21 protein-coding genes are annotated in these 23254 nt (G+C 62.1%); 15 read left to right on the plus strand and 6 right to left on the minus strand.

Going from position 1 to position 23254, the window contains the following annotated elements:
• From copD to NDJ82_RS01200, 8 genes are all read left to right on the plus strand, one after another.
• Positions 1-858 (plus strand): copper homeostasis membrane protein CopD, encoded by an 858-nt coding sequence (gene copD, locus NDJ82_RS01165; protein WP_099586626.1) that lies wholly within the window; start codon positions 1-3, stop codon positions 856-858.
• Positions 859-1014: 156 nt separating this feature from the next.
• Positions 1015-2277, plus strand: a complete 1263-nt coding sequence (locus NDJ82_RS01170) for an OprD family porin (RefSeq protein WP_099586625.1) — start codon at positions 1015-1017, stop codon at positions 2275-2277.
• Between the two features lie 224 nt (positions 2278-2501).
• Entirely contained in the window at positions 2502-3320 is an 819-nt protein-coding gene (locus NDJ82_RS01175) for an NAD-dependent epimerase/dehydratase family protein (RefSeq protein ID WP_099586624.1), read from the plus strand.
• A 30-nt stretch (positions 3321-3350) separates the two neighbouring features.
• Positions 3351-4226 (plus strand): SMP-30/gluconolactonase/LRE family protein, encoded by an 876-nt coding sequence (locus tag NDJ82_RS01180; RefSeq protein WP_191959697.1) that lies wholly within the window; start codon positions 3351-3353, stop codon positions 4224-4226.
• Positions 4227-4281: 55 nt separating this feature from the next.
• Entirely contained in the window at positions 4282-5244 is a 963-nt protein-coding gene (locus NDJ82_RS01185) for a TRAP transporter substrate-binding protein (RefSeq protein WP_191946398.1), read from the plus strand.
• A gap of 63 nt (positions 5245-5307) precedes the next feature.
• Entirely contained in the window at positions 5308-5835 is a 528-nt protein-coding gene (locus NDJ82_RS01190; protein ID WP_099586621.1) for a TRAP transporter small permease, read from the plus strand.
• 1 nt (position 5836) lies between these two features.
• Complete coding sequence (locus tag NDJ82_RS01195; RefSeq protein ID WP_191946399.1) at positions 5837-7117, plus strand: TRAP transporter large permease; 1281 nt, start codon at positions 5837-5839, stop codon at positions 7115-7117.
• Positions 7117-7995, plus strand: coding sequence for an aldose 1-epimerase (locus tag NDJ82_RS01200; RefSeq protein ID WP_191959696.1), 879 nt, complete (start codon positions 7117-7119; stop codon positions 7993-7995). Before NDJ82_RS01195 ends, NDJ82_RS01200 begins: the two co-directional genes overlap by 1 nt.
• Positions 7996-8037: 42 nt before the next feature.
• On the opposite strand, the gene NDJ82_RS01205 is transcribed toward NDJ82_RS01200, so the two are convergent.
• From NDJ82_RS01205 to NDJ82_RS01220, 4 genes are all read right to left on the minus strand, one after another.
• Positions 8038-9183 (minus strand): HlyD family secretion protein, encoded by a 1146-nt coding sequence (locus tag NDJ82_RS01205; protein WP_099586618.1) that lies wholly within the window; start codon positions 9181-9183, stop codon positions 8038-8040.
• The gene (locus NDJ82_RS01210) at positions 9180-10823 is read right to left on the minus strand and encodes an MFS transporter (protein WP_112196028.1); all 1644 of its coding nucleotides are present in this window, start codon (positions 10821-10823) and stop codon (positions 9180-9182) included. The genes NDJ82_RS01205 and NDJ82_RS01210 overlap by 4 nt, the downstream gene beginning before the upstream one ends.
• A 212-nt stretch (positions 10824-11035) precedes the next feature.
• On the minus strand, positions 11036-11842 hold the full coding sequence (locus tag NDJ82_RS01215; protein WP_250924798.1) for a sulfite exporter TauE/SafE family protein: 807 nt from the start codon (positions 11840-11842) through the stop codon (positions 11036-11038).
• Positions 11843-13087: an NAD(P)/FAD-dependent oxidoreductase gene (locus NDJ82_RS01220; protein ID WP_250924799.1), complete on the minus strand. Its 1245-nt coding sequence runs from the start codon at positions 13085-13087 to the stop codon at positions 11843-11845. It lies immediately after the preceding gene.
• Positions 13088-13255: 168 nt separating this feature from the next.
• Between NDJ82_RS01220 and NDJ82_RS01225 the strand changes: the two genes are divergently transcribed.
• Complete coding sequence (locus NDJ82_RS01225; protein ID WP_250924800.1) at positions 13256-14119, plus strand: MBL fold metallo-hydrolase; 864 nt, start codon at positions 13256-13258, stop codon at positions 14117-14119.
• A gap of 106 nt (positions 14120-14225) precedes the next feature.
• On the opposite strand, the gene bkdR is transcribed toward NDJ82_RS01225, so the two are convergent.
• Positions 14226-14711: a Bkd operon transcriptional regulator BkdR gene (gene bkdR / locus NDJ82_RS01230; RefSeq protein ID WP_159936237.1), complete on the minus strand. Its 486-nt coding sequence runs from the start codon at positions 14709-14711 to the stop codon at positions 14226-14228.
• 194 nt (positions 14712-14905) lie between these two features.
• On the opposite strand from bkdR, the gene NDJ82_RS01235 reads away from it, so the two are divergent.
• The 5 genes from NDJ82_RS01235 (at position 14906) to NDJ82_RS01255 (ending at position 21070) form a co-directional block, all read left to right on the plus strand.
• Positions 14906-16141 carry a 3-methyl-2-oxobutanoate dehydrogenase (2-methylpropanoyl-transferring) subunit alpha gene (locus NDJ82_RS01235; protein WP_250924801.1) on the plus strand — a complete coding sequence of 412 codons (1236 nt, stop codon included), beginning with the start codon at positions 14906-14908 and terminating at the stop codon, positions 16139-16141.
• Position 16142: 1 nt separating this feature from the next.
• Positions 16143-17201, plus strand: a complete 1059-nt coding sequence (locus NDJ82_RS01240) for an alpha-ketoacid dehydrogenase subunit beta (protein WP_099586610.1) — start codon at positions 16143-16145, stop codon at positions 17199-17201.
• Positions 17202-18455, plus strand: coding sequence for a dihydrolipoamide acetyltransferase family protein (locus tag NDJ82_RS01245; RefSeq protein ID WP_250924802.1), 1254 nt, complete (start codon positions 17202-17204; stop codon positions 18453-18455). It begins immediately after the preceding gene.
• Between the two features lie 3 nt (positions 18456-18458).
• Positions 18459-19832: a dihydrolipoyl dehydrogenase gene (gene lpdA / locus NDJ82_RS01250; RefSeq protein ID WP_099586608.1), complete on the plus strand. Its 1374-nt coding sequence runs from the start codon at positions 18459-18461 to the stop codon at positions 19830-19832.
• 218 nt (positions 19833-20050) lie between these two features.
• Positions 20051-21070, plus strand: a complete 1020-nt coding sequence (locus NDJ82_RS01255) for a branched-chain amino acid aminotransferase (RefSeq protein WP_099586607.1) — start codon at positions 20051-20053, stop codon at positions 21068-21070.
• A 66-nt stretch (positions 21071-21136) separates the two neighbouring features.
• Here NDJ82_RS01255 and NDJ82_RS01260 read toward each other — a convergent pair whose 3' ends face one another.
• Complete coding sequence (locus NDJ82_RS01260; RefSeq protein WP_191959692.1) at positions 21137-22027, minus strand: GNAT family acetyltransferase; 891 nt, start codon at positions 22025-22027, stop codon at positions 21137-21139.
• Between the two features lie 300 nt (positions 22028-22327).
• On the opposite strand from NDJ82_RS01260, the gene ctlX reads away from it, so the two are divergent.
• Positions 22328-23254: a citrulline utilization hydrolase CtlX gene (gene ctlX / locus NDJ82_RS01265; RefSeq protein ID WP_158878897.1), complete on the plus strand. Its 927-nt coding sequence runs from the start codon at positions 22328-22330 to the stop codon at positions 23252-23254.

A 23254-nucleotide genomic window follows, 5' to 3' on the forward strand; every position in this document is an offset into this window, starting at 1 on the left:
ATGGCGACCCTGCTGGTGCTGTGCCGCTTTGTGCATTTCATCGTCGTGTTGCTGATGTTCGGGGCCTGCGCGTTCAGGCCCTGGCTCCTCGGCGCTGAACCGCAGCCGGCGCTGGACCGGCAATTGCTGCGCATCACCCGTGGGCTGGCATGGACGGCCCTCGCGTCGGGGGCGATCTGGTTACTGTTGATTACTGTCAGCATGGCGGGCTCATGGTCGGCGGCGCTGGAACCGTCGACGGTGCAGTTGGTGCTGGGCAAGACCTTTTTTGGCCAGGTGTGGACCTGGCATCTGATCGTGAACGGCTTACTGATCATCAGCCTGATGACCCCGTGGAGGGCCCCTCGCCTGCCGCTGATCACGCTGTTGCTGATAACCCTGGCACCGGTCGGCCATGGCGCCATGCTCGATGGGCTGAGCGGGCAGTTGTTGATCCTCAACCAGGTGGTCCATCTGATGTGTGTGGGCGCGTGGCTGGGCGGGCTGTTGCTGCTGGTCTTGATCCTCAGGCAATCACAGCGTTTTGAGTTGGCGCCCGTCCTGCGTCGTTTCAGTGGCGTGGGTTACGGCCTGGTCGCGGGCTTGCTGGTGACCGGCCTGATCAATGTGCGCGTCCTGACCGGGCAGTTGTGGCCCACGCCGTTGTTCAGTGGTTTTGCCCTGATTCTGTTGATCAAGGTGATGCTGGTGCTGGGGATGTTGGCGCTGGCGTTGCTGAACCGCTTACGCCTTGATAGCTGCGAACAACGGCTGGGCAGCTTGAGGGCCAGCGTGATGCTGGAATGGCTGCTGGGTGTTTGCGCAGTGGCCGCCGTTTCACTCCTGGGCACCTTGCCGCCGATGCTGCTGGCTGGCTGAAACGACATTGACTCTGCCCGCTTTAGGTCGGCACCCTCGTTGTCATCGTATAACTTCCCCTTGACACCTCGGGAAATCCCCGCAAATATCCGCTCCAATGTTGTACGACGACGTATAACAAATAATAAAAACAACAAACAGAAAGGGAGCATCACTGTGAGTCAATTCGCCCGCAATTCGTCTGCGCGTCTCGGTCTTATCGGACTCGGCAGCCTGGCCTTCACCCTCCCCCTCACTGTCCAGGCCGAAGGGTTTGTCGACGACGCCAAGGCCACGCTCAACCTGCGCAACGCCTATTTCAACCGTAACTTCACCAACCCGGCGAACGCTCAGGGCAAGGCCGAAGAGTGGACGCAGAGTTTCATTCTCGATGCCAAGTCGGGCTTTACCCAAGGCACCGTGGGCTTCGGTCTTGATGTGTTGGGCCTGTATTCCCAGAAGCTCGACGGCGGTAAAGGCACCGGTGGCACGCAGTTGTTGCCGATCCATGATGACGGTCGCCCTGCGGATAATTTCGGGCGTCTGGGTGTGGCGTTGAAAACCCGGCTGTCGAAGACCGAGTTGAAGGTCGGCGAATGGATGCCGGTGCTGCCGATCCTGCGTTCCGACGACGGGCGCTCCCTGCCCCAGACCTTTCGCGGCGGCCAGGTGACCTCCAACGAGATCGCCGGCCTGACCCTTTACGGCGGCCAGTTCCGTGGCAACAGCCCGCGCAACGACGCAAGCATGGAAGACATGTTCATGAACGGCAAAGCGGCGTTCACCTCCGACCGCTTCAACTTCGGCGGCGGCGAATACAGCTTCAATGACAAGCGCACCCAGGTCGGCCTGTGGTACGCCGAACTGAGCGATATCTACCAGCAACGCTACGTCAACCTCACGCACAGCCAGCCGGTAGGCGACTGGACTCTGGGCGCCAACCTCGGCTTTTTCAGCGGCAAGGAAGACGGCAGCGCCCTGGCCGGCGACCTCGACAACAAGACCACCTTCGCCCTGCTCTCGGCCAAATACGGCGGCAACACCTTCTATGTGGGCCTGCAAAAACTCACCGGCGACAGCGTGTGGATGCGCGTCAACGGCACCAGCGGCGGCACCCTGGCCAACGACAGTTACAACGCCAGCTATGACAACGCCAAGGAGAAATCCTGGCAGGTGCGCCATGACTTCAACTTCGTGGCGCTCGGCGTGCCGGGGCTGACCCTGATGAACCGCTATATCAGCGGCAGCAACGTACACACCGGCGCGATCACCGACGGCAAAGAGTGGGGACGCGAGTCGGAGCTGGCCTACACCGTGCAGAGCGGCGCGCTGAAGAACCTCAACGTGAAGTGGCGCAACTCGACCATGCGTCGGGATTTCAGCACCAACGAGTTTGATGAGAACCGGATCTTTATCAGCTATCCAATCTCGCTGTTGTAGAACTCAGCCTCCCAGCCCCAGGAAATCCCCGGTGGGAGGGGGTTTGCTCCTGATGGCGGTGGGTCACTAACAGATGCACTCACTGGCATGCCCTCATCGAGGGCAAGCCCTCTCCCACATTTTACTCCGCGCTCTGTCCGCAAGAACGTTGACAACCTGGGGACTCCCTAACAATACTTCGGCATAGTCATACGACAACCTACAACAAAAAATCTGGAATCCCCATGACCACGACCACCCACGCTCCTTTCAACCGCCTGCTCCTCACCGGTGCCGCCGGCGGCCTTGGCAAAGTCCTGCGCGAGCGCCTGCGCCCCTACGCCCATGTCCTGCGCCTGTCCGATATCGCGGCCATGGCCCCGGCTGCCGATGCTTCGGAAGAAGTCCAGCCCTGCGACCTCGCCGACAAACAAGCCGTGCATCACTTGGTGGAAGGCGTCGACGCCATCCTGCACTTCGGCGGTGTCTCGGTAGAGCGTCCTTTTGAAGAGATCCTCGGTGCCAACATCAGTGGCACCTTTCATATCTACGAAGCCGCCCGTCGCCATGGCGTCAAACGTGTGATCTTTGCCAGCTCCAACCACGTGATCGGCTTCTACAAACAGACCGAAACCATCGACGCCCACTCGCCACGCCGCCCGGACAGCTACTACGGCCTGTCCAAGTCCTACGGCGAAGACATGGCCAGTTTCTACTTCGACCGCTATGGCATCGAGACCGTGAGCATCCGCATCGGCTCGTCGTTCCCGGAGCCGCAGAACCGCCGGATGATGCACACCTGGCTGAGTTTCGACGACCTCACCCAACTGCTCGAACGCGCGCTGTACACGCCGAACGTCGGCCACACCGTGGTCTACGGCATGTCGGATAACCAGGGCACCTGGTGGGACAACCGCCACGCCGCGCACCTGGGGTTTGCACCCAAGGACACGTCCGAAGTGTTCCGCGCCCAGGTCGAAGCCCAGCCGCCCGTGGCTGCCGATGACCCGGCCAAGGTCTATCAGGGCGGCGCGTTCTGCGCGGCCGGGCCGTTCGGTGACTGAGTTCACATCAACCCAAGGGAATGAGTTGTCATGACTGCTGAATTGATCGTCGACGCCCGCAATGCCGTGGGCGAATGCCCGGTGTGGGTGCCTGAAGAAAACGCGCTGTACTGGGTGGACATTCCCAACGGCGGCCTGCAGCGCTGGAGCGCCAGCAGCGGCCATGTCGCGGCGTGGAAAGCCCCGCAGATGCTCGCCTGTATCGCCCGCACCACGGCGGGCAATTGGGTCGCGGGCATGGAAACCGGCTTTTTCCAACTTACCGCACACAATGACGGCAGCCTCGACACCACGTCTCTGGCCAGTGTCGAACACCCGCGCCCGGACATGCGCCTCAACGACGGCCGCTGTGACCGCCAGGGCCGCTTCTGGGCCGGCAGCATGGTGTTGAACATGGGCCTGAATGCGGCCGAGGGCATCCTCTACCGCTACGCGTCAGGCTCAGCGCCTCATGCTCAATTGGATGGGTTTATCACCCTCAACGGCCTGGCCTTCAGCCCCGACGGCCGCACGATGTACGCCTCGGACTCGCACCCGCTGGTGCAACAGATCTGGGCCTTCGACTACGACATCGACACCGGCACGCCGTCCAATCGCCGCGTGTTTGTGGACATGCACAACCACCTCGGCCGCCCGGACGGCGCAGCGGTGGACGCAGATGGCTGCTACTGGATCTGCGCGAATGACGCCGGCTTGATCCACCGCTTCACCCCGGACGGTCGCCTGGATCGCTCCCTGAGCGTTCCGGTGAAAAAACCCACCATGTGCGCCTTCGGCGGCAGTCGCCTGGACACGTTGTTCGTCACCTCGATCCGTGATGATCAAAGTGAACAGTCGATGGCCGGCGGTGTGTTCGCCCTCAACCCCAACGTCACCGGTTTGCCGGAGCCCAGCTTCACCCTCTAGCTGCATCGCTGTGCCTTGAATACAACAATAAAATAACAAGACAGGAGTGACCCCCATGGACTTCAAACGCACCTTGCTCGCCGCCGCAGTGTTCACCCTCAGCAGCGCCGCCCACGCGCTGGAAATCAAATTCGCCGACATCCACCCCGCCGGCTACCCCACCGTGGTCGCCGAAGAGAACATGGGCAAGGCCCTGACCAAGGAAAGCAACGGCGAACTGACCTTCAAATATTTCCCCGGCGGCGTGCTGGGCTCCGAGAAAGAAGTGGTCGAACAGGCCCAGGTCGGCGCCGTGCAGATGACCCGCGTCAGCCTCGGCATCGTCGGGCCGGTGGTGCCGGACGTGAACGTGTTCAACCTGCCGTTCGTGTTCCGTGACCAGGCGCATATGCGCAAGGTCATCGACGGCGAGATCGGCGATGAGATCCTCGCGAAAATCACCGACTCCGAGTTCGGCCTGGTGGCCCTGGCCTGGATGGACGGCGGCACGCGCAACCTCTACACCAAGAAACCGGTGCGCAAGATCGAAGACCTCAAGGGCATGAAAATCCGCGTGCAGGGCAACCCGATCTTCATCGAAGCCTTCAACGCGATGGGCGCCAATGGCATCGCCATGGACACCGGCGAGATCTTCAGCGCCTTGCAGACCGGGGTCATCGACGGCGCGGAGAACAACCCGCCGACCATGCTTGAGCACAACCACTTCCAGAACGCCAAGTACTACACCCTCACCGAACACCTGATCCTGCCCGAGCCCATCGTGATGTCGAAAATCACCTGGAACAAACTCACCCCCGCCCAGCAGGACATGGTGAAAAAAGCCGCCAAGGCCGCCCAGGCCGATGAGCGCGTGCTGTGGGACGCCAAGTCCGCCAGCAGTGAGGAAAAACTCAAGAAGGCCGGTGTCGAGTTCATCACCGTCGACAAAAAGCCCTTCTATGACGCCACCGCAGAGGTACGTGCCAAGTACGGCGCGCCGTACGCCGACATCATCAAGCGTATCGACGCCGTTCAGTAACGCCCTCCTCCCTGACAAGGCCTGGCGCGGTCGGCATCGACGCGCCCGGTTACGGTGAACGCCATGAAGAATCTGCTGCTGCGCATCAACGACCGCATCTACATGACCTGCATCTGGGTCGCCGGCCTCGCGGTCCTCGGGGTCGCACTGATCATCCCTTGGGGCATCTTCGCCCGCTACATCCTTGGCACCGGCTCAAGCTGGCCGGAGCCCACCGCCATCCTGTTGATGCTGGTGTTCACTTTTATCGGTGCGGCCGCCAGTTACCGTGCCGGTGCGCACATGTCGGTGGCGATGGTCACTGACCGCCTGCCGCCCACCCAACGCCGAATAGTCGGCATTTTTTCGCAACTGCTGATGGCGACCATCTGCCTGTTCATGACCATTTGGGGCACCAAGCTGTGCCTGTCCACCTGGAACCAGTTCATGAGCGCCATCCCCACCCTGCGCGTGGGCATCACCTATATGCCGATCCCCATCGGTGGCGTGCTGACTCTGGTTTTTGTGCTGGAAAAACTCCTGCTCGGTGACCAGAGCAACCGGCGCGTGGTGCGTTTTGACCTGGTTGAAGAAAGCGAAGGGGCTGCCTGATATGGACGCATTGATTCTGCTGGGCAGCTTTATCGCCTTGATCCTGATCGGTATGCCGGTGGCCTACGCCCTGGGCTTGTCGGCGCTGATCGGCGCGTGGTGGATCGACATCCCGTTCCAGGCCCTGATGATTCAGGTGGCCGGCGGCGTGAACAAATTTTCGCTGATGGCCATTCCGTTCTTCGTGCTGGCGGGGGCGATCATGGCGGAGGGCGGCATGTCGCGCCGGCTGGTGGCGTTTGCCGGGGTGCTGGTGGGCTTTGTGCGCGGCGGCCTGTCCTTGGTCAACATCATGGCCTCAACATTTTTCGGCGCGATCTCCGGTTCGTCGGTGGCGGACACCGCCTCGGTGGGCTCGGTGCTGATTCCGGAAATGGAACGCCGTGGCTACCCACGGGAATTTGCCACGGCGGTGACCGTCAGCGGCTCGGTGCAGGCCTTGCTCACCCCGCCCAGCCACAACTCGGTGCTCTACTCCCTGGCGGCAGGCGGCACCGTGTCCATCGCCTCGCTGTTCATGGCCGGCGTGGTGCCGGGGCTGCTGATGAGCGCGTGCCTGATGGTGCTGTGCCTGATTTTCGCGAAGAAACGCAACTACCCCAAAGGCGAAGTCATCCCGTTGAAGCAAGCGCTGAAGATCGCCGGCGAAGCGCTCTGGGGCATGATGGCCATGGTGATCATCCTCGGCGGCATCCTGTCGGGCATCTTCACGGCCACCGAGTCCGCCGCGATTGCGGTGTTGTGGGCATTCTTCGTGACCATGTTCATCTACCGCGACTACAAGTGGAATGAACTGCCCAAGCTGATGCACCGCACGGTGCGCACGATTTCCATCGTGATGATCCTGATCGCCTTCGCCGCCAGCTTCGGCTACATCATGACCCTGATGCAGATCCCGGCGAAAATCACCACGCTGTTCCTGACCCTGTCGGACAACCGCTATGTGATCCTGATGTGCATCAACGCCATGCTGCTGTTGCTCGGCACGGTGATGGACATGGCGCCACTGATCCTGATCCTCACGCCGATCCTGTTGCCGGTGGTGCTCAATATCGGCGTCGACCCTGTGCACTTCGGCATGATCATGCTGGTGAACCTGGGCATCGGCCTGATCACCCCGCCGGTGGGCGCGGTGCTGTTTGTCGGCGCGGCAGTGGGCAAGACCACGATCGAGAAAACCGTGAAGGCGCTGCTGCCATTTTATGCGGTGCTGTTCCTGGTGCTGATCGCCGTCACTTACATCCCGGCGTTGTCGCTGTGGCTGCCGAGCGTGGTGCTGTAATGATTGAGCTTGAAGATGACCTGACCCACCTCAGCCTTGACCCGGCCGTGGGCGGCAGCCTCGTCAACTGGACCGTGCGCGCCAGCGGGCAACCGTTGTTGCGGCCTAACGACCCGCGCAGCGAGCTGCCTGGAAAGCTGGGGTGTTACCCGTTGGTGCCTTGGTCCAACCGCATTGCCAATGGGGGGTTCGAGACCCCCGACGGCTGGCTGGCCCTGGCGCCCAACAGCCCCAAAGATCCCTTTCCGATTCACGGCTCGGCCTGGCAGCAGCCGTGGCACGTCGTCAGTCAAAGGGCGCAGGAAGTGGTGTTGGAGCTGCGGTATGAAACGCCGTTCGCCTACCGCGCCGAGCAGCGGATCCGGTTGAGCAACGGCGAACTGAGCATCGCATTGCGCGTGACCCATCTGGCCGAAAAAGCGGCGTGGCATGGGCTTGGGCTGCATCCCTACTTCCCGCGCCTGCCTGACACACGGTTGCAGGCTTCGGCGGCGCAGGTGTGGTTGAGTGACGGCACAAAGTTGCCGACAGGCTTGGCGGCGGTGCCGCCCGAGTGGGATTTTCGGGTATTGAGCGAGTTGCCTGAAAGCCTCGTGGACAACGGCTTTTGCCAGTGGGACGGGCACTGCCGAATTGAACAGCCAGAGCTGGGCTATACGCTGGAATGCCAGGCCACCGGCGCCGATTACTTCCTGCTGTATTGCCCGCCGGGGTTGGGGTTCTTTTGCATTGAACCGGTGAGTCACCCGGTGAATGCTCATCACCTGCCGGGGCGACCGGGCCTGAAACTGCTGGAACAAGGCCAGTCCACCCAACTCAATTTCACCCTGAAATACATTCAAAATGTGGGAGGGGGCTTGCCCCCGATGGCGGCCTGACAGCCCCCTCCCACAGTTTTGATTGGTGTTGTGTCAGTGATGTCAGGGTGGAGAGTTTTTCAGACGCCCAGCCGTATCGATACTCACGACAACCGACAACCCAGGCCGCAGCCGCTCACTCTCGGCCTGATCCGGGTCCACGGTAATCCTCACCGGCACCCGCTGGGCAATCTTCACAAAGTTGCCCGTCGCGTTGTCCGCCTGCAACAGGCTGAACTCCGACCCCGTCGCCGGGGAAATATGCTGCACCGTGCCGTGAAACCTGCGGTGGTTCAGCGCATCCACGGTGAAGGTCACCGGTTGGCCGACCTGCACGTTGTCCATCTGGGTTTCTTTCATATTGGCGATTACCCACAGCTGTTTCGGCACCAGGGCCATCAGTTGCGCGCCGGAGTTGACGTAGGCCCCCAGACGTACGCCAATCTGGCCCAACTGGCCGTCGCGGGGCGCCGTAATGCGCGTGTTGGAGAGGTCGATGCGCGCCAGCTCGACCGCCGCATCGGCACTCGCCACCGCCGCCTCCAAAGAACCGCGATTGACGATCACCGTCTGCAAATCCTGGCGCGCGATTTCCAGGCTGGCCTGGGCTTGGGCGACGGCGGCAACCGTCTGTGCATTGGCCGCACGGGTCACGTCCAGCTCGCGCCGGGACACCGAACCGTCGCTGATCAGCTCCTCGTTGCGTCGCAGATCCGCCGTGCTTTTACGCGCCTGGGCCTGGCTATCCACCAGCGCAGCCTGGCGCAACTTGATGGTCGCTTCGGCACTGTTGCGCTGCTGCACCACATTGGCCAGCGCGGCTTTCTGCACCGCCAGTTGCGCCAGGGCCTGGTCCAGGCGCTGTTTGTAGATACGATCATCCAGGCGCACCAACAGGTCGCCAGCCTTGACGTACTGGAAGTCCTGCACCGGCACTTCGAACACATAGCCGCTGAGTTGCGGGCCGATGATCGTCACCTGACCGCGTACCAGGGCGTTTTCAGTGGTTTCCACCGCGCTGCTGAACGGCGGCAATTGCCAGGCGTAGAGCACGATCAACACGCCGACGATGGCAATCGCGGCAAACCCCAGGGACGACAGGATGCGCACCCGCAGTGGCCGCAGCTCGGTGGGTACGGCGCCGGGCGGCGTGCTGCCTTCCGGGGTGGAGGCGATGGCGGTGGTGGTGGTCGTTGATGGTTCGGTCATGAAGGTGCGCCGCTGGGTTGAACGGGAGGGGCTGCTTGAGTGGTACTCATCAGCCACAGACTGCGGATAAAGATCCAGAGCATGGTCAGGATCGCGATGATCGCGATCAGCATGAAGACATCGTTGTAGGCCATGACATTCGCTTCGCGCGTCGCCGCCGTGGCCAGGCTGCGAATGCCCATGAGGTTGCGCAGTTCCGGGTCGGCGACAATGCCGCCGTAGGCCGAACCACCGCTCTGCACCCGCGCGGCCACACGCGGGTCAAGCAAGGTCAGGTGTTCGACAATCATGCTGGAGTGGAACTTCTCGCGCACGATCTGGAACGTGCCCAGCAGCGCCGCGCCAATCAGGCCGCCGAGGTTCTGGCAAATACCGAACATCACCGAAAAACTCACCAGGTTGCGTGGGTTGGTCAGTACGTTCTTGGTGCCCAGCACCATGGTCGGCCCCAGGAAAAACGTGCCGCCAAAGCCCAGCAGGAACTGGCTGACATACAGGTTCTGGGGCCGGGTCAGGTTGCTGGAGAAACTGTCCATCACCGAGCCCACGGCCATCAGCGCCAGGGAAATCACCAGCGGCATCAGCAGGTGCGCCGGGTTGATGGTCAACGCGCTGACCACCAGCCCGCTGATCGCGCCGGCCAGCATCACCACATACAGGGTGTGCATCTGCTGGTAACTCATATTGAGCATCTGCATAAAGCCCACCGCGCCGGTAGATTGCTCGGACAGCACCATGCGAATCAGGATCACCGCCAAGGCCAGCCGGATCATGGTGCCGCTGCCCAGCCAGCGGGTCATCAGCATCGGGTTGGCGCGGTTATGCTCGATGGCCAGCCCGGCCATGATCAACACCAGGGAACAGGCCGAGGCGACGCCGATCCACGGCGCTTCCAGCCACCAGTCGATACGCCCCAGCGACAGCACCGCACAGAGCAAGGCCACGCCGGTGGCGAGGATGCCAAAGGTCAGGAAGTCGAGTTTTTCGAAAGTTTTGAAACGGTCGCCGGGCGGCAACTTGAGCAGGAATACACAGCCCAGGCAGATCAGCGCCATGCCCAATTCAAACAGGTACAAGCCGCGCCATTCGGCGATTTGCAGCAAGTCTTCGGAGAACAACCGCGCCAGCGGCAACGCCAACTGCGCCGTACCCAGGCCCAGCACCAAGGCTTTGAGCCGCCACTTGGCCGGGAACGCCTGGATCATGTAGTACAAACCCAACGAACTCAGCGCCGCGCCCACCATCCCGTGGGCTGCGCGTACCGCGATGGCCGAGCTGAGGTCATTGACGAACAAATGGCCAAAGGTCACCAGCGCGTACAACACCAGGAACACTTCGGTGAACACCCGCAGGCCGAACTGCTGGCGGAACTTCACCAGCAGCAGGTTCATGCATACGTTGGTCATCACATAGGCGGCGGGCAGCCAGGCCATTTCCGCCGTGGTCGCACCGAGCGCGCCTTGCAGGTATTGCAGGTTGGCGATGACCAGGGCGTTACCCAGGCCACCGGTGATGGCGACCAGCACACCGACCAGCGCATACAGCCAGCGCTTGTGCGTGGGGTGCCACGGCGTCGACGGCGAACCGGGCAGGCTCGGGCGCTCGTGGGGTTCCCAGGTGTGGGGGGTGTATTTGTCCATTCAATGACCTAGATGGGCCGACGGGGTCGGTGGGTGAAACCAGTACTCAGAGTAGTAAACCTGAGTGGGGTTCATCTTGCCATCTTGGGGGGGGGTGGTTGGGGGCTTCGGTGGTGGTGGTCAAGGATGTAAGAGCCAGATCAAAAGCAGATCAAAAGCAGGGTAAACCTATCTGCTATGTGGAGATCTGAATGTGGGATTGCATTTCAAGTTCAGCGTAAAGCGTTGAAAAGCATTCCCGCTGCAACCACCACACACAGGCTGGCAAACCCCACCTGCAACGTGCGCGCCGGTATCACGGCACACAGGCGCCGGCCGACCAGCATGCCGACGATGCTGGCACTGATAAACACCCAGCCCACCGGCTCGATGCGCACCCCGGCATGCAACGCGCCGGCCACGCCAATCAGCGAGATCAGGCTGATGACCATCAGCGACGTGGCGACGATGCCGCGCATCTGCACGTCGGTGAGTTGCTTGAACGCCGGCACGATCAGAAAGCCGCCGCCCACGCCGAGCAAACCGGACACCGCACCGGTCACGGCACCCAGCGCGGCCAGGGTGGCGCTGCATTTGGCGGTCCAGGCCAGGCGCCCGGTCTGCTGATTGAGCATGCAGTTCTTCTGTCCCCAAGAAGCGGCGCCATGGTCACTCGGCCCGGCATCGACCTTTTCGCGCTGCAACATGCGCCAGGCCACCAGCACCATCAACCCACTGAACAGCGCCATCAGCACCGGCTCAGAGAGTTGGTGAGCGAGAAACACACCCAGCGGCGAAAACAGCGCACCCAGCAAGGCGATCAGCAACGCAGCGCGGTAACGCACCAGGCCGTGGCGCAAACCATCAATCGCACCGACGGCCGCCGCCGCGCCAACGGCGAGCAACGACACCGGCGCGGCCTGAGTCATGGTCAGGCCCAAGCCCAGCACCAGCGCCGGCACCCCGAGGATGCCACCACCCGCGCCGGTCAGGCCCATGACCAGGCCCATCAACACACCCAACACACTGGCCAGCAGCATTCAGTCCACCTTGCTCAGACGGGTCAGCCATTCACGGCCCTTGAGCATGCCGTTCCAGTAGAACCACGGCAGCAGCGTGGCCTTGAGGAACCACATCGACCGACGCGCCTTGGTCGGGTCGAGGCCGAAGGTCGGCAGCAACGTGCCGCCGTAGCCGAACTCGGCGAGCACCACCTTGCCCTTCTCCACCGTCAGCGGGCACGAGCCGTAGCCATCGTACTTGAGCGGCATCGGCGCCTGTTTGCGCAGGGCCAGCAGGTTTTCGGCAACCACCACGATCTGCTTGCGCACGGCAGCGGCGGTCTTGGCGTTGGGGGTACCGCATACATCGCCCAGGCCGAAGATGTGCGGGTAGTGCAGGTGTTGCAGAGTGTTGGGGTGCACTTCACACCAGCCGGCGGCATCGGCCAGCGGGCTTTGGCGGATGAAGTCCGGCGCGACTTGCGGCGGCACGACGTGCAGCAGGTCGAAGGATTTCTCTTCAACCGTCGTATTGCCCTCAGTGTCCTTCACGGCAAACCAGGCCATGCGCGCCGGGCCATCGACCTTCACCAGGTTGGAATTGAACGCCAGGCGGGCGTTGTATTTCTCTACGTATTTCATCAACGGCGGTACAAAAGTTGCCACCCCGAACAACGCCGCGCCGGCCAGGTTGAATTCCACCTCGATGTGCTTGAGATGGCCCTGCCTGAGCCAGTGATCGCACGACAAGTACATGGCCTTCTGCGGCGCGCCGGCGCATTTGATCGGCATGGCCGGCTGGGTGAAGATCGCCTTGCCGCCCTTGAGTTGCTGCACCAACTGCCAGGTATAGGCGGCGTGTTCGTAGCTGTAGTTGGACGTGACACCGTGCTGGCCGAGGGTGTCCTGCAGGCCCTCGATGCTCTCCCAGGCCAGGCGCAGGCCGGGACAGACGATGAGATTCTGCCAACTCACACGCTGGCCGCTGTCGAGCACCACCGTCTGTTCGTCCGGCATGACTTTGCTGACCGCGGCCTGTATCCAGGTGACGCCATTGGGCAGCACGTCGGCCAGCGGGCGACGGGTCTTCTCCAGGTCATAGGCGCCTCCGCCCACCAGGGTCCAGGCCGGCTGGTAGCAATGGTGGTCGCTGGGTTCGATAAGGGTGATGTTCAGGTCGGGGTCGCGCTTGAGCAGGCTGGCCAGCAGGCCAATGCCTGCCGAGCCGCCGCCGATGACAACGATATCGCCACTGATGGTTGGGCCCCAGTGTTGTTCGGTCATGGTCTGTTGCCTTTTTTTGTCAATGCACACAAGGGTCGTTGCCGTATGGCGTCACGCCCAATGATGGGTCGAAGCTTTGCCTCTGACCGTTTTTTTCCCTTAAGCTCGCAAGCCTATGTGGAAAACATCTTGAATGTAAGCCGCAATCCACCCTCAAGGACCGTCGCCATGTCAGCGTTGATTCAATCCTTTCTGGACGAGGCGTCGTCGACCTACACCTACGTCGTCTATGCAGCGGACGGCGGCCCCTGTGCCATCGTCGACTCGGTGCTCAACTACGACCCGGCCTCCGGGCGCACGGACACACGCCAGGCCGACAAAGTCATCGCCTTCGTCGGCGAACACCGCCTGCAAGTGCAGTGGCTGCTGGAAACCCACGCCCACGCCGACCACCTGTCGGCTGCGCCGTATCTGCGCCGCACGCTGGGCGGCAAGATCGCCATCGGCCAGTCGATCAGCAAGGTGCAGGACGTGTTCAAGAATCTGTTCAACCTGGAACCGGAATTTCGCGTCGACGGCTCGCAGTTCGATCACCTGTTTGCGCCGGATGAGGTTTTCCATATTGGCGGCGTGAAGGCCCAGGCCCTGCACGTGCCCGGCCACACCCCGGCGGATATGGCTTACCTGATCGAGGATCAATTGATCCTGGTAGGCGACACGCTGTTCATGCCCGATGTGGGCACCGCCCGCTGCGACTTCCCCGGCGGCGATGCGCGGCAGTTGTATGCGTCGATGCGCAAGTTGCTGGCCTTCCCGCCGCACACCCAGCTGTACGTATGCCATGACTACCCGCCTGAAGGACGCGAGGCCAAGTGCCTGACCACCGTGGCCGAGCAGCGCGCGGGAAATATCCATGTGCATGACGGGGTGGATGAGGCGGCGTTTGTGGCAATGCGCACCCAGCGCGATGCCGGGTTGGGCATGCCGACGTTACTGCTGCCGGCGATCCAGGTGAATGTACGGGCGGGGAATATGCCGCCGGCCGAAGCGAACGGTGTGACCTACCTGAAGATCCCACTCAACCAGCTATGAAATACGGTTAAACATGTGGGAGGGGGCTTGCCCCCGATAGCGGTGAATCAGTAACGGAGGAGCCGACTGACACACTGCAATCGGGGGCAAGCCCCCTCCCACATTTTCAACCGAGGCTGATGCCATTGGCGGGCAAGGGAAGCGCGGTTTTGTAGCGCACCTGCTTCAACGCAAAACTCGACCGGATATTCGCCACCCCCGGCACTTTGGTCAAAAAATCCATCATGAAGCGCTCCAGCGACTGAATCGTCGGCACCAGCACCCGGATCAGATAGTCCGGGTCGCCGGCCATCAGGTAGCACTCCATCACTTCGGGGCGGTCCGAGATCGCGCCTTCGAACTGCTGCAACGCCAGTTCATTCTGCTTTTCCAGACTGACGTGGATAAACACATTGACGTGCAGCCCCAGCAGGTCGGCGTCGAGCAGCGTGACCTGCTCACGAATCAACCCCAACTCTTCCATCGCTTTGACCCGGTTGAAACACGGCGTGGGCGACAGGTTGACCGAGCGGGCCAGGTCGGCGTTGGTGATGCGGGCATTCTCCTGCAGGGCATTGAGAATGCCGATGTCGGTACGGTCCAGTTTGCGCATGAGACAAAATCACCTGTTTATTATGTTTATGCAGTTTTTTTATCCGCAAATGATCCTGAGCGCAACGAAACACAGATAAATATTCTTCTACGCCCCGCCTATGATTGTTGTAGGACAAGATTTCTTCTACCCGAAGACTGACTGTCAGCTAGCGCGCCCACTACAAGAAATTCACAAGATCGAGCGTAGAAGCCATGACCCAGCAGTATGAACCACTGCGCCTGCACGTCCCTGAACCCTCGGGCCGACCAGGCTGCAAGACCGACTTCACCTACCTGCGCCTGACCGACGCAGGCCTGGTGCGCAAACCCGCCATCGACGCAGAACCCGCCGACACCGCCGACCTGGCCAAGGGCCTGATCCGCGTGCTCGACGACCAGGGCCAGGCCCTGGGGCCATGGGCCGAAGGCGTCAGTGTGGAAATCATGCGCAAAGGTATGCGCGCCATGCTCAAGACGCGCATCTTCGACAACCGCATGGTGGTCGCCCAGCGTCAGAAAAAAATGTCGTTCTACATGCAGAGCCTTGGCGAAGAAGCCATCGGCAGTGCCCAGGCCCTGGCCTTGAACATCGACGACATGTGCTTCCCTACCTACCGCCAGCAAAGCATCCTGATGGCCCGCGAAGTGCCACTGGTGGACCTGATCTGCCAGTTGCTGTCCAACGAGCGCGATCCGCTCAAGGGCCGCCAGTTGCCGATCATGTATTCGGTCAAGGATGCGGGCTTCTTCACCATTTCCGGCAACCTTGCCACCCAGTTCGTACAGGGTGTGGGCTGGGGCATGGCCTCGGCGATCAAGGGCGATACCAAGATCGCGTCCGCCTGGATCGGCGATGGCGCCACCGCTGAATCGGACTTCCATACCGCCCTCACCTTCGCCCACGTGTACCGTGCGCCGGTCATCCTTAACGTCGTAAACAACCAATGGGCCATCTCCACCTTCCAGGCCATTGCCGGCGGTGAAGCCACCACCTTCGCCGGACGCGGCGTAGGCTGCGGCATCGCCTCCCTGCGCGTGGACGGCAACGACTTTATCGCGGTGTACGCCGCCTCGGCCTGGGCCGCCGAACGTGCGCGGCGCAACCTGGGGCCGAGCCTGATCGAGTGGGTCACTTACCGCGCCGGTCCGCACTCCACCTCGGATGATCCGTCCAAATACCGCCCTGCCGACGATTGGAGCCACTTTCCGTTGGGCGATCCGATTGCCCGTCTCAAGCAGCACCTGATCAAGATTGGCCAGTGGTCCGAAGAAGAGCACGCGGCGGTCAGTGCCGAGCTTGAGGCCGAAGTGGTCAAGGCGCAGAAAGAAGCCGAACAGTACGGCACCCTTGCCGGCGGCCAGATTCCGAGCGCCGCGACCATGTTCGAAGACGTCTATAAAGAGATGCCGGAGCACTTGAAGCGCCAGCGTCAAGAGTTGGGGATCTGACATGAACGATCACAACAACAGCATCGAATTGGAAACCGCCATGACCACGACCACCATGACCATGATCCAGGCCCTGCGCTCGGCCATGGATGTGATGCTTGAGCGTGACGACAACGTGGTGGTGTTCGGCCAGGACGTCGGTTACTTCGGCGGCGTGTTCCGTTGCACCGAAGGGTTGCAGGGCAAGTACGGCAGCTCGCGGGTATTCGACGCGCCGATCTCGGAAAGCGGCATTATCGGCGTGGCCGTGGGCATGGGTGCCTATGGTCTGCGCCCGGTCGCTGAAATCCAGTTTGCCGACTATGTGTACCCCGCCACCGACCAGATCATCTCCGAAGCCGCGCGCCTGCGGTATCGCTCGGCGGGCCAGTTCACCGCCCCCCTGACCATGCGTATGCCCTGCGGGGGTGGCATCTACGGCGGCCAGACCCACAGCCAGAGTATCGAAGCGGTGTTCACGCAAGTTTGCGGCCTGCGCACGGTGATGCCGTCCAACCCCTACGACGCCAAAGGCTTGCTGATTGCCTCCATCGAGAACGATGACCCGGTGATCTTCCTGGAGCCCAAGCGCCTGTACAACGGCCCGTTCGATGGCCATCACGACCGTCCTGTCACGCCGTGGTCGAAGCACCCGCAAGCACAGGTTCCCGACGGTTACTACACCGTGCCGCTGGACGTGGCCGCCATCGTGCGTCCGGGCTCGGCCGTTACCGTGCTGACCTATGGCACCACGGTGTATGTGTCGCAGGTTGCCGCTGAAGAAACCGGCATCGACGCCGAAGTCATCGACCTGCGCAGCCTGTGGCCGCTGGACCTGGAAACCATCGTCAAGTCGGTGAAAAAAACCGGCCGTTGCGTGGTGGTGCACGAAGCCACTCGCACCTGCGGTTTTGGCGCCGAGTTGGTAGCGCTGGTGCAAGAGCATTGCTTCCACCACCTGGAAGCGCCGATTGAACGCGTCACCGGTTGGGACACTCCCTACCCGCACGCGCAGGAATGGGCGTATTTCCCAGGGCCGACCCGAGTGGGCGCGGCGTTGAAACGGGTCATGGAGGTCTGAATGGGCACGCACGTTATCAAGATGCCGGACATTGGCGAAGGCATCGCAGAAGTTGAGTTGTCGGTATGGCATGTGAAGGTCGGCGACATGGTCGTCGAAGACCAGGTGCTGGCGGATGTCATGACCGACAAGGCGATGGTGGACATTCCCTCGCCGGTGCACGGCAAAGTGCTTTCCCTCGGCGGCGAGCCGGGTGAAGTCATGGCCGTGGGCAGTATTCTGATCAGCATCGAAGTCGAAGGCGCCGGTAACGCCAAGGACGCGCCGGTCGCGGCTGAGCCGGTGAAGGCTGCGCCTGTGGTCGAAGCCCGGCCCGCGCCGGTGGTTGAGGCCAAACCCGCGACCCAACCCGCAGCGGCGCCGGTGGCCCGCGAAACCCATGAACGCCCGCTGGCCTCCCCTGCCGTGCGCAAGCATGCGTTGGATGCCGGTATCCAGTTGCGTCTGGTGCAAGGTTCCGGGCCCGCTGGCCGGGTCTTGCATGAGGACCTCGACGCTTACCTTCAGCAAGGCGCGATACCGTCCTCGACAGCCGCCAACCCCTACGCCGAACGCACTACCGAAGAGCAGATCCCGGTGATCGGCATGCGCCGCAAGATCGCCCAGCGCATGCAGGACGCCACCCGCCGCGCCGCGCATTTCAGCTACGTGGAAGAGATCGACGTCACCGCACTGGACGAGTTGCGTGTGCACCTCAATGAGAAACACGGCGCCACACGCGGCAAGCTGACCCTGCTGCCGTTTATCGTGCGGGCCATGGTCGTGGCGTTGCGCGATTTCCCGCAGATCAATGCGCGTTATGACGACGAAGCCCAGATCATCACCCGCCTTGGTGCGGTGCATGTGGGCGTCGCCACCCAAAGCGACGTGGGCTTGATGGTACCAGTGGTGCGTCACGCCGAAGCCCGCAGCCTGTGGGGCAACGCGGAGGAAATCGCGCGCCTGGCCACGGCCGCACGCAATGGCAAGGCCAGTCGCGATGAGCTGTCGGGTTCGACCATCACCTTGACCAGCCTGGGTGCCCTCGGCGGCATCGTCAGCACGCCGGTGCTGAATTTGCCGGAAGTGGCCATCGTTGGGGTCAACCGCATCGTCGAACGGCCCATGGTGATCAAGGGCCAGATCGTGGTGCGCAAGATGATGAACCTCTCCAGCTCGTTCGATCACCGCGTGGTCGACGGCATGGACGCGGCGCAATTCATCCAGGCCATTCGCGGCCTGCTCGAACAACCCGCCAGCCTGTTCCTGGAGTAAGTCATGACCTTGAATACCACTTTGCTGATCATTGGCGGCGGGCCTGGCGGGTATGTGGCGGCGATTCGCGCCGGCCAGTTGGGTATCCCGACCATCCTGGTGGAAGGCCAGGCGCTGGGCGGCACCTGCCTGAATATCGGCTGCATTCCGTCCAAGGCCTTGATCCACGTGGCCGAGCAGTTCCAGCAAACCGTGCATCACAGCCAGGGCTCGCCCCTGGGCATCGATGTGGACGTACCGACCCTCAACATCCGCAAAAGCGTGGAATGGAAAGACGGCATCGTCGACCGCCTGACCACCGGCGTCGCGGCACTGCTGAAAAAACACAAAGTGCAGGTGATCCACGGCTGGGCCAAGGTGGTGGACGGCAAGACCGTCGACGTCGGCGACCAGCGCATCCACTGCGAACACCTGCTGCTGGCCACCGGTTCGACCAGCGTCAACTTGCCGATGCTGCCGATCGGCGGGCCGATCATTTCGTCCACCGAAGCCCTGGCGCCAACCCGTGTGCCCAAGCGCCTGATTGTGGTGGGCGGCGGGTACATCGGCCTGGAGCTGGGGATTGCCTATCGCAAGCTGGGCGCCGAGGTCAGTGTGGTCGAGGCCCAGGATCGCATCCTGCCGGCCTACGACGCCGAACTGACGCAGCCGGTCAGCGAATCCCTCAAGCAACTGGGGGTCAAGCTGTACCTCAAGCACAGCGTCACCGGGTTCGCCGACAACTGCCTGCAGGTGCGTGACCCGAACGGCGATACATTGACCCTGGAGACCGATCAGGTCCTGGTAGCGGTGGGGCGCAAACCCAACACCCAGGGCTGGAACCTTGAAGCGCTGAACCTGGCGATGAACGGCGCGGCGATCCAGATCGACAGCCGTTGCCAGACCAGCATGCGCAATGTGTACGCCATCGGCGACCTGAGCGGCGAGCCGATGCTGGCCCACCGCGCCATGGCCCAGGGCGAAATGGTTGCCGAACTGATCAGCGGTCAACCCCGCGAATTCAACCCGGCAGCGATCCCGGCGGTGTGCTTTACCGACCCGGAACTGGTGGTGGTCGGCAAGACCCCGGACGACGCCAAGGCGGCGGGCCTGGACTGCATCGTGTCGAGTTTCCCGTTTGCGGCCAATGGCCGGGCCATGACCCTGGAGTCGAAAACCGGCTTCGTGCGGGTGGTGGCGCGGCGTGACAATCATCTGATCGTCGGCTGGCAAGCCGTGGGCGTCGGTGTATCGGAACTGTCCACCGCGTTTGGCCTGAGCCTGGAAATGGGTTCACGCCTGGAGGATGTGGCGGGCACCATCCATGCCCATCCGACCTTGGGCGAAGCGGTGCAGGAAGCTGCATTGAGGGCTTTGGGTCACGCGCTGCATCTGTAAAACCGTGGCGAGGCCATCGGGGGCAAGCCCCCTCCCACATTTGGAATGCATTTCAAATGTGGGAGGGGCGGTGCGACGATTCGACTTGCCCCCGATAGCGGTGGATCAGCCAATAGAGATGTTGAATGGTCCAACCGCCCGCTCCCACACCGGCCCAGAATGAAGTATTGTTGCGCCCATTCAGAAAAAAACCGACTTGACCAAAGATAGAGGGTGTCATGGGTAACGAAAGCATCAATTGGGACAAGCTGGGTTTTGACTACATCAAGACCGACAAACGCTACCTCCAGACCTTCAAGGATGGCGAGTGGCAAGCCGGCACCCTGACCGACGACAACGTGCTGCACATCAGCGAGGGCTCCACCGCCCTGCACTATGGCCAGCAGTGCTTTGAAGGCCTCAAGGCCTACCGCTGCAAGGACGGCTCGATCAACCTGTTCCGCCCGGACCAGAACGCCGCACGCATGCAGCGCAGTTGCGCCCGTCTGCTGATGCCGCATGTGCCGACCGACGTGTTCATCGATGCCTGCAAACAAGTGGTCAAGGCCAACGAGCGGTTCATCCCGCCGTACGGCAGCGGCGGCGCGCTGTACCTGCGCCCGTTCGTGATCGGCACCGGTGACAACATCGGCGTGCGGACCGCGCCGGAGTTCATCTTCTCGGTGTTCTGCATCCCGGTCGGCGCCTACTTCAAGGGCGGCCTGGTGCCACACAACTTCCAGATCTCCACGTTCGACCGCGCCGCCCCACAGGGCACCGGTGCTGCGAAAGTCGGCGGCAACTACGCAGCCAGCCTGATGCCGGGCTCGGAAGCGAAAAAATCCGGCTTCGCCGACGCGATCTACCTGGACCCGATGACCCACTCGAAGATCGAAGAAGTCGGCTCGGCCAACTTTTTCGGGATCACCCACGACAACAAGTTCATCACGCCGAAGTCGCCTTCGGTGCTGCCAGGCATCACCCGCCTGTCGCTGATCGAACTGGCCCAGACCCGCCTGGGCCTGGAAGTGGTTGAAGGCGAAGTGTTCATCGACAAACTGGCCGACTTCAAGGAAGCCGGCGCCTGCGGTACTGCGGCGGTGATCTCGCCGATCGGCGGCATCCAGTACAACGGCAACCTGCATGTGTTCCACAGCGAAACCGAAGTCGGCCCGATCACCCAGAAGCTCTACAAAGAGCTGACCGGCGTGCAGACCGGCGACGTTGAAGCGCCAGCCGGTTGGATCGTCAAGGTCTGACCCAGCAACACCGCAAAAAAGTGTGGGAGGGGCAAGCCCCCTCCCACATTTTGATCTCCAGTATTTTCAAGATTGAGGGATATTCTCAGCAATCTTCTTGCCCATGCTGATCCTCGGCTCCACCCCATACCCCAGCGCCTCGTAAAACCCCGCCACCGCCTCGTTGCCACTGGTGATCTGCAGGTTGATCTTCATGCAGCCCAGCACCGTCAACGCCTGCTCCGCATGCCGCACCAGCGACGCGCCCAGGCCATGACGCCGATAGTCCGCGTGCACCGCAACCGAATACAGCCAGCCGCGATGGCCGTCGTAACCGGCAAGGATGGTCCCGATCACCGCTTTTTTATCCGTCGCCACAAAGAACAACCCGTCATTGACGGCCAGCTTTTTATCGATCGCCAGGCTCGGCAGGTTATGCGCGGTGTCATAGCCAAACGCCTCCTGCCATAACTCAATCACTTGCGCACGGTGCGAGCGGTCGCGATACGGCCCGATGGGATAGCGTGATGACAGCGTCTTTTCCATCACCAGCGTGCGCTCGTTGCCATGGTAAACGTCGCGCACTGTGTGAAACCCCAGCTTGGTGTAGAACGGCTCGGCGGTCAGCGAAGACGGCACACTCAACACCGTCACCCCGGTTTCACGGGCGCGCAGCTCGATTTCCATCATCAGCAACCGGCCGATGCCCTGCCCCTGCAAGCTCGGGTTGACGAACACTGACCGCACCACATTGGCGTCAAGCGCCGCCGTGGCGACCACGCTCTGATCCTGGATCGCCACCAGCACGATACGGCGCTTGAGCAACGCCAGCACTGCGTCCGGCGTGAAGTTGCTCGCCACACGGGCAATCACATCCGCGGGGTAATCCTGCGCATTGCTGCTGCGCAGGGCCGCCAGGATGACTTGGCTGATGCCTTCGGCATCGGTGACTTGGGCGAGACGAACGACGGTGGACATGATTCCTCCTGGCTGACGACGCTGGAACAGACACCACAATACCAATGTGGGAGGGGCGGTGCGACGATTCGACTTGCCCCCGAAAGCAATCCTTCAGATATGGATTTTCTGGCTGAGCCACCGCCATCGGGGGCAAGCCCCCTCCCACACTTCAAGCGCATTTCACCCCTACAGCCGGTTCGGCTGCCATACCCCACTTTTCAGCTTTCCCGGCTGAGGCGCTCCTTGGTTTCAGCCGGGATTCCTCTGCCACAGCGCACAAAATAGCCCCACTGCCCAACCCCATGGATTCGTGCACCCATGCAAACCACCAACACCGTCCTGATGATTCGCCCGGCGCGCTTTGCCTTCAACCCGGACACCGCGATCAACAACCGCTTCCAACGCCAGCCCCTGGACCCACTCAGCGCACAGCAGAAAGCGCTGGAAGAGTTCGACGGCTATGTCGATACCCTGCGCCAGCACGGCGTGGAAGTACTGGTGGTGCAGGACACCCCGGCGCCCCATACCCCCGACTCGATCTTTCCCAACAACTGGTGGAGCAGCCATGCCGACGGCAGTCTGGTGCTGTACCCGATGGAAGGCCAGAACCGTCGATTGGAGCGCAACAAGGGCGTGCTGCAAGTACTGGAACAACGTTTTGCGGTCAAGAACACCATCGACCTCAGCCACCTCGAACAACACAACATCTTCCTTGAAGGCACCGGCAGCATGGTGCTCGACCGCCAGCATCGCATCAGTTATGCCTGCCATTCCGGGCGTACCCACCACGATGCACTGCGCGAATTCGCCGCGCGCCTCGACTACCAGCTCTGCGTATTCCATGCGGTGGACCGCCACCACGCGCCGATCTACCACAGCAACGTGATGATGAGCGTAGGCCGCGACCTCTCGGTGGTGTGCCTGCAAGCCCTGCCCGACGAAGGCGAACGCCTGACCCTGGAGCGCTCCCTGCACGACACCGGCAAGGACATCCTTGCCCTTGATTTTGACCAGCTGGAAGCCTTCGCCGGCAACATGCTCGAAGTCCACGACCGCGATGGCCAGCCGCTGCTGGTGATGTCCGCCAGTGCCTGGGGCGCGTTGCAACCGGCCCAGCGCCAGCATGTGGAACGCCATACCCGACCGGTGGTGGTGAACATCGACAACATCGAACGCATCGGCGGCGGCAGCGCCCGCTGCATGCTGGCGGAAGTGCACCTGCCTGCCCGCCCCTCATTTCAATAA

It is taken from the genome of Pseudomonas sp. SR18 (assembly GCF_023701505.1).
GTDB classification, from domain to species: domain Bacteria; phylum Pseudomonadota; class Gammaproteobacteria; order Pseudomonadales; family Pseudomonadaceae; genus Aquipseudomonas; species Aquipseudomonas cyclaminis.